General features: G+C 61.2%; 7 protein-coding genes. 2 read left to right on the forward strand and 5 right to left on the reverse strand.

Going from position 1 to position 7194, the window contains the following annotated elements:
• Positions 1–702: UDP-2,3-diacylglucosamine diphosphatase (locus ACXRVY_RS12935; protein WP_458237521.1), on the reverse strand; the 702-nt coding region annotated here is incomplete at its 3' end.
• Positions 703–838: 136 nt separating this feature from the next.
• On the opposite strand from ACXRVY_RS12935, the gene ACXRVY_RS12940 reads away from it, so the two are divergent.
• Together ACXRVY_RS12940 and ACXRVY_RS12945 are read left to right on the forward strand one after the other, a co-directional pair.
• Positions 839–1603 (forward strand): AraC family transcriptional regulator, encoded by a 765-nt coding sequence (locus tag ACXRVY_RS12940; protein WP_223461265.1) that lies wholly within the window; start codon positions 839–841, stop codon positions 1601–1603.
• Between the two features lie 71 nt (positions 1604–1674).
• A complete protein-coding gene (locus ACXRVY_RS12945; RefSeq protein WP_223461264.1) occupies positions 1675–2568 on the forward strand; it encodes a DMT family transporter in 894 nt (297 codons plus the stop codon).
• Here ACXRVY_RS12945 and ACXRVY_RS12950 read toward each other — a convergent pair.
• From ACXRVY_RS12950 to recQ, 4 genes are all read right to left on the reverse strand, one after another.
• On the reverse strand, positions 2562–2849 hold the full coding sequence (locus tag ACXRVY_RS12950) for an Rdx family protein (protein WP_108218586.1): 288 nt from the start codon (positions 2847–2849) through the stop codon (positions 2562–2564). The genes ACXRVY_RS12945 and ACXRVY_RS12950 overlap by 7 nt on opposite strands.
• Positions 2850–2882: 33 nt before the next feature.
• Complete coding sequence (locus ACXRVY_RS12955) at positions 2883–4130, reverse strand: type IV pilus assembly protein FimV (RefSeq protein ID WP_223461263.1); 1248 nt, start codon at positions 4128–4130, stop codon at positions 2883–2885.
• Positions 4131–4257: 127 nt separating this feature from the next.
• Positions 4258–4692: a MarR family transcriptional regulator gene (locus ACXRVY_RS12960; protein ID WP_150724407.1), complete on the reverse strand. Its 435-nt coding sequence runs from the start codon at positions 4690–4692 to the stop codon at positions 4258–4260.
• A gap of 119 nt (positions 4693–4811) precedes the next feature.
• The gene (gene recQ / locus ACXRVY_RS12965) at positions 4812–6938 is read right to left on the reverse strand and encodes a DNA helicase RecQ (protein ID WP_458237522.1); all 2127 of its coding nucleotides are present in this window, start codon (positions 6936–6938) and stop codon (positions 4812–4814) included.
• Positions 6939–7194 lie beyond the last annotated feature (256 nt).

The following is a 7194-nucleotide window of genomic DNA, read 5'->3' on the forward strand; positions in this document are numbered from 1 at the left end:
CTCCACCCAGTCGCCGCAATTGAGGTAGTCCACCTCGCCGACCTTGCGAATCTCGGCATGGTGAATGTGCCCGCACACCACGCCGTGCAGTTCGCGTTTGACGCATTCATGGGCGATGGCTTCTTCGAAGTCGCTGATGAAGCTGACCGCTGTTTTCACCTTGTGCTTGAGGTAGGCCGACAGCGACCAGTAGCCGTAGCCATATCGTGCGCGCCAATGATTGAGCCAGCGGTTGAGGGTCAGGGTGAATTCGTAGGCCGAGTCACCGAGAARGGCCAGCCAGCGATGGTAACGGGTGATCACATCGAACTGGTCGCCATGGATTACCAGCAGATGCCGGCCGTCGGCGGTGACGTGCACTGCTTCGTCCACCAACTGGATATTGCCCAGGATCAGTTTCGAATAACGGCGCAGGAATTCGTCGTGGTTGCCGGTGACATAGATCACCTCGGTGCCACGCTTGCTCATGGTCAACAGGCGACGGATCACGTTGGTATGCGCTTGCGGCCAGTACATGCCGCCGCGCAGTTTCCAGCCGTCGATGATGTCGCCGACCAGATAGATCTTGTCTGCGTGATAACCCTTGAGAAACTGCGACAGGTGTTCAGCCTGACAGTCCCTCGTGCCCAAATGCACGTCGGAAATCCATAGCGTCCGCACACGTTGCTTACGGGTGGGTTTGGCAACCTCGGCGCTGGTCATGGGCAACCCTCTGGACATGTTTTGTAAAGTTTGCGCTGGTCGAGTTAATGGTCCATGACAGCACCAAGTCAGTCGTGTGACAGCGCTTATCAGCCTGCCCGGGTGTAGACTGGCGGCCTGATACGGGAGACCCGCGATGAGACCGATCCTCACGCTCCGCCAATACAGCCACGACCTGATCGTCCACAGCCACGACCACGCGCAATTGGTGTTCGGGCTTTCGGGCGCCCTGGATTTCGAGGTTGACGGCCGTGGCAGTCAGGTGGTGCAGCAGAGTTTCGTGGTGATACCGTCAGGCGCTCATCATGCGTGCGGCAGCCCCAATGGCAGCCGCTGCCTGGTGCTGGATGTGCCCGGCGAACAATGGGTTGCCCAGTCGTTGGGCGATCACGCCGAGTCCAGCCGGCGCTTGCTCGACAACGCCGGCCGCCTGTCACTGGATGCCGGGCAAAGCCAATTGGTCAGTTGGCTGGCGAACAGTCCGGTCGATGATCCGCTGATTGCACAACAAGGCGCGGTGCTGCTACTGGCCAGTCTCAATAACGCCAGGCCCGAGGCCGTCGGCGGCCGGCGCCTGCCCTATGCCGCGCTGAATGCACACATCGATCAGTACGCGGCGTACCCACTGCAAGTGGCCGATCTGGCCCGGGTGGCTGGCCTTTCCAGTGCCCGATTGCATGCTCGATTCGTCGCCGAATGCGGGCAGACGCCGATGGACTACATCCGCAGCCGACGCCTGCACATCGCGGTGGGCTTGCTGCGCAACTCGGCGCTGCCCATCGGCGAGATTGCCAGCCGCGTCGGCTATAGCTCCCAGAGTGCCTTTGCGGCGACGGTGTTGCGCGAGTTCGGGGCATCGCCCGGGAAACTGCGGCGCGAGGCTGGCGACAAAAATCGCTAGTTTGCCGACAGACTTGATGGGCGATTACGCGCTTCAATGATGCCTCTGTTCATTTGTCGTCAAGGATTGCAATGACTCCCCGTACCGCCCTTGGCGCCTTGCATATCGGCGCATTGATGTTCGGTCTGACCGGCGTGTTCGGCAAACTGGCCGCCGCGTCACCGGCGATCATCGTTTTCGGCCGCGCCGCTTTTGCCGTGCTCGCGCTGGCGTTTTTTGCACGGTTCGCCAGCCAGACGCGCTGGCAGAAACTCGAGGCCGTGGACTGGCGTCGACTGCTGCTCAGCGGCTTGTTGCTGGCCGGGCACTGGGTGAGTTTCTTCATTGCGGTGAAAGTAGCAGGCGTGGCGATTGCGACGCTTGGCTTCGCCAGTTTCCCGGCCTTTACCGTGATCCTCGAAGGGCTGATCTTCCGCGAGCGCATTCGCGCCAATGAGATCGTGCTGGTGCTGCTGGTGAGTATCGGGCTGGTGCTGGTCACACCTGATTTTGACCTGGCCAGCGGCGCCACCACAGGTCTGCTGTGGGCCGTGGGTTCCGGGTTGTTGTTCGCCCTGTTGTCGCTGACCAACCGTGCCAGCTCCGGGCGCGTCCCGCCCGTGCAGGCAGCGCTGTGCCAGAACGTGGTGGTTGCCCTGTGCCTGCTGCCGGTGGCGGCGCCTCAATTGAGCGAAGTGCGTGCCATCGACTGGCTGTGGATCGGCCTGCTCGGTGTGTTCTGTACCGGTGTCGCCCACAGCCTGTTCGTCGCCAGCCTCGCGGTGATCAAGGCACGCACCGCCGCCGTGGTGTTCGCCCTGGAGCCGGTCTACGGCATCACCGTCGCGTGGCTACTGTTCAACGAAAACCCCACCCTGCGCATGTTGCTGGGGGGCGCGCTGATCATTGTGGCGATTGTGGTGTCCAGCAGGTTCTCGACTGGCACAAGCAAGAAAGCCGTTACAGCCGAGGCCGCGTCTCACTGAGTGCGGTCGTTGTGCCCCAGGTCGCGGTCCGGGTCGATCTGATCACGGACCCGCTGCTTGAGCACTTTGGCCTCAGGAAAGCCACCGTCCGCCTTGCGTTCCCAGATCTGCACGGCGTCACAGTAAATATGAAAGACCCCGCCAGTGCCTGGCACCAGGGAGACTTTGCCCAGGTCATCACCAAAGGTGCTGAGCAGTTCCTGGGCCAGCCAGGCCGCACGCAACAGCCACTGGCATTGCGTGCAATAGGTGATGACAATTTCCGGTTTGCTGACGGTCATGATGGGGCGTAACTCCAGAGTTTGACGACGCCGCTATGATAGCCCGACCGGAGGCTGCCGGGACGGCGAAGCGGGTTGCGCCTCCAATTCGAACGCAGGCTCGATCATGGCCAGAGCAGCCGACTGCTGGTTCTCGTTTGGGCTGATCACGTCCCAACTCGACACCATGGACAACTCCTCCAGGTTGAGCCGGTACTCATCGTCAGCGACGGATTCGCCAGACATCGCCAAATCCGCAACCACTGCCACCGCAGCAGCGACCGGGATGGAATGACGGCTATCGACCCGTTCAAGCTCATCGTTGGCCGGCACCCCGCCGCGATGCACTGCGGCCGGTTGCATGACGGGGGGCCACATCACTGGCTCGGTAAAGAGCTCAGCCAGCGGTTCATGCTGCGACGGCACAGCCTCTGACACTGTGTCTCGATGCTGCCAGCGGCGAAAAAACCAGCCCAGCGACAGCAACGCCATCAGCGCTGACACGCCGGCAATCGGCAGCCAGCCAATCCCGGGGTTTTCAGCAATGGCGGGGGGTGGCGTCACCGCATCGGAAGCAACGGGTTGCGTCTTTACCTTCTTGAGCTCCGCCAGTTGGGTGTGCAGTTCAGCCAACTGTTTTTTCTGGTCGGCGATCAGCTCATCCTGGCTTTGAAGCTTCGCATTGAGCTCATCGACAGTGGTTTGCAGCGAGTGGTTTTGCAGGGTGCTGGCGGCCAGTTGTTCGACAGCGGGATCAACCACGGCGACGTCCGGTTCTGGCGTCGTCTTTGTCACGGGTGACGGCGCCATGTCCGGTTGGACACGGGGGAATGCGGACGTCGGGGACCGGAAAACCGGTTCATCGGCGGCGGGAACAACGCCTGGCGCACCCGGAGGATCGATCAGCACCGTGTACTCACGCAGCAATCGCCCATTAGGCTGATTGATCTGCACGAGAAAATTCAGGAAGGGTTCACTGACCGGCTTGCTGGAGGTCACCTGGATAACGCTGCGATTACCACGCAGGACCGGAGTGAACTTCAGGTTATCGAGGAAAAATACCCGGTCGACCCCGGCACGGCTGAACTCGTCTGCCGTTGCCAGGCTCACCGACAGTTCGTTCTCCTCAAGGCCAGCCGCATCCACCAGTGCGATATCGGCACGCAGCGGTTGATTCAGCGCCGAATGCAGGGTGATTTCACCCAGGCCCAGCGCAGGCGCCCATGCCGAATAAGTGACAGCGGCCCCGGCCAGTAACCACTGAGAACCACCGCGTAAAACCAATCGCCAACACTTGAGCATGAGCATCCTTGAGATCTACAGAAACTACCCGTACGCATTCGTACATCCGTTACGAACACGATATCGCCGAGTAGTTCTTATAGTTTGCCCAATGCGGTCTCTCAAAAACCTGGCGTTCGGTTATGCCTCAAGACTTTTCAAGGTTGCCCAGGATGTGCCCGTGAACCCGCATGCACACCTTCAAGTCCGCTTCATCGACGCCTTCGAACAGTTCGTGACGCAGTTGCGTGGCAATGGTTTCAATTTGTTCGATCAGGGGACGCGCCGGCGCGCAGAGCACGATTTTCTTTGCCCGACGGTCTTCCAGCACGGCCTGGCGTTGCACCAGGCCCTGGCTTTCCAGGCTGTCGAGTAAACGGGCCAGGGTCGGGCCTTCGACGCCGACGCTTTGTGCCAGTTCTCGCTGGGTCGGTGCTTCATCGAAACGTGCCAGGTGCAGCAGCACCAGCCAGCGCGCCTGGGACAAGCCCATGCCCGCCAGACGGCGGTCCAGTTCGGCACGCCAGCCGCGGGACATCTGGGCCAATTGCATGCCAAAGCGGTGTTGATCGGTTAACGGCATAAAACACTCAAGATTAGACTGAAATAAATAAAAACTAATTATTAGTCAGCTAAGCATGAGCCTCGACTTGAGGCAAGGCTTGATCTGTACTGAATCGTTACATCAGCGCTACAGATGTCTCAAATCTCGAACTCCGACTGCAAGGCAGCACGAACGCAGTACAAAACCCCTTCCGGTACCCTGCCCGCGAACAATGCGGCGATTTCGGAAACCGCCGGCAATTCGCCTTCGCCGTCGAGAAAGGCGTCCTGCACTTCACCCATCAGGTCTTCAGGCAGATCCAGTGCCTGTTCCAACGACAACTGCTGCTTGCCAATCGCTTCGGCCAGCATGGTGTAGACGTTCTTTTCCGAGCACTGCAACTGACCGGCGATCTGCACCGGCGTCATCCCGGCCCGCGCCAGAGTGATCAGTTCGTGACGCACGTCGGCCACCGCTTTCGGCGCCTCGACCTGGCCGCCGAGCACCTCGAGGAAGGCCTCGCCGTAGCGCTCCAGCTTGCGCGCGCCGACGCCGCTGACCCGGGCCATTTCCGCCAGAGAAGTCGGCTGGCTGCGCAGCATCTCCAGCAGGGTCGAGTCGGGAAAGATGACGTACGGCGGTACGCCATGTTCTTCGGCGAGCTTGCGTCGCAGGGCGCGCAAGGCTTCCCATTGTTCGCGCTCCTCGCCACGGACCAGCTGGCTCGCCTGGCTCTTGCTGCTTTTCGCCACGGTTTGCGCCTTGAGGTCGCGGCGCAGCTCCAGGGTCACTTCGCCCTTGAGCAACGGCCGGCAACTGTCGCTCAGGCGCAGTCCGCCATAGCCCTCATGGTCGACATCGGCCAGCCCGCGAGCCACCAATTGGCGGAACAGGGAGCGCCACTCGCCTTCGGCCCTCGCCTTGCCGACTCCAAACACCGACAGATGCTGATGACCGAAATTGCGGACCTTTTCGTTGTCCTTGCCGAGCAGTACATCCACCAGGTGCCCGACCCCGTAGCGCTGACCGGTGCGGTAGATCGCCGACAGCGCCTGACGCGCAGGCTCGGTGGCATCCCAGGTCTGCACGCCGTCGACRCAGTTGTCGCAATGGCCGCAAGGCTCGGGCATGTCTTCGTCGAAGTAGGCCAGCAGCGTTTGCCGACGGCAGCGGGTTTCTTCGCACAGCGAGAGCATGGCGTCTAGCTTGTGCTGCTCCAGGCGCTTGTGGCGCTCGTCGCCTTCGGAGTTCTGCAGCATCTGCTTGAGCATCACCACGTCTTGCAGGCCGTAGGCCATCCAGGCATCCGCCGGCAGACCGTCACKGCCGCCACGACCGGTTTCCTGATAGTAGGCTTCAAGGGATTTCGGTAGATCGAGGTGGGCGACAAAACGCACGTTGGGCTTGTCGATGCCCATGCCGAACGCCACCGTCGCAACCATGATCAGGCCTTCCTCATTGAGGAAGCGTTTCTGATGGTAGGCCCGCATATCGTTGGGCAGACCAGCGTGGTACGGCAGCGCCGGAAAGCCTTGTTCGCTGAGGAACGCGGCGACTTCCTCGACTTTCTTGCGCGACAGGCAATACACGATGCCGGCATCGCTACGGCGCTCGGCGAGGAACGCCAGCAACTGCTTGCGCGGCTGCTCCTTGGGCACGATGCGATAAAAAATGTTCGGCCGGTCGAAGCTCGACAGGAAGCGCTCGGCGTCTTGCAGGTGCAAACGGGTGACGATTTCTTCCCGGGTGCGCTTGTCGGCCGTGGCGGTCAGGGCGATGCGCGGTACATCGGGGAACATTTCCGCCAACTGGCCCAGTTGCAGGTATTCCGGACGGAAATCGTGGCCCCATTGCGACACGCAGTGTGCTTCGTCGATGGCGAACAAGGCGATGTCCAGCCCCTGCAGAAATGACAGCATGCGCGGCTGGACCAGTCGTTCCGGTGCCAGATAGAGCATTTTCACTTCACCGCGGCGGATACGGGCGGCGAGGTCGCGCTGCTGCTCGGCGCTGAGGGTGGAGTTCAACGCGGCGGCGGCCACCCCCAGCTCTTCGAGGGTGGCGACCTGGTCGTCCATCAGTGCGATCAGCGGCGAGACCACCACCGCCAGGCCTTCGCGCAACAGCGCCGGGACCTGGAAACACAAGGACTTGCCGCCACCGGTAGGCATCAGGACCAGGGCATCGCCACCACTGGCCACACGCTCAATGATTGCACCCTGGCGGCCACGGAAACTGTCGTAGCCGAAGATGTCCTTGAGGACGCGTTGAGCCTGTTCGAGCATAGAAACTCCAAAAATCACCGAAACATCCCTGCAAGGCTGGTTCAGAACCCGCGATGCTGCACCGACAAATCGTAAGTGCGCATTGCATGACGCTTCACATCTCAGCCGTGACGCCAGCAGGGCATCACAAAACGCGCGAGTATACCCGAGCCCCGTCCGGCAAAGGGTGCCGCTGATAAGACACCGGCTAACCTGATTTGCAAAAAAACTGTGGGAAACCTGTGGGAGCGAGCTTGCTCGCGATGAGGCCATCACA

It is taken from the genome of Pseudomonas sp. P5_A2_2 (assembly GCF_054177685.1).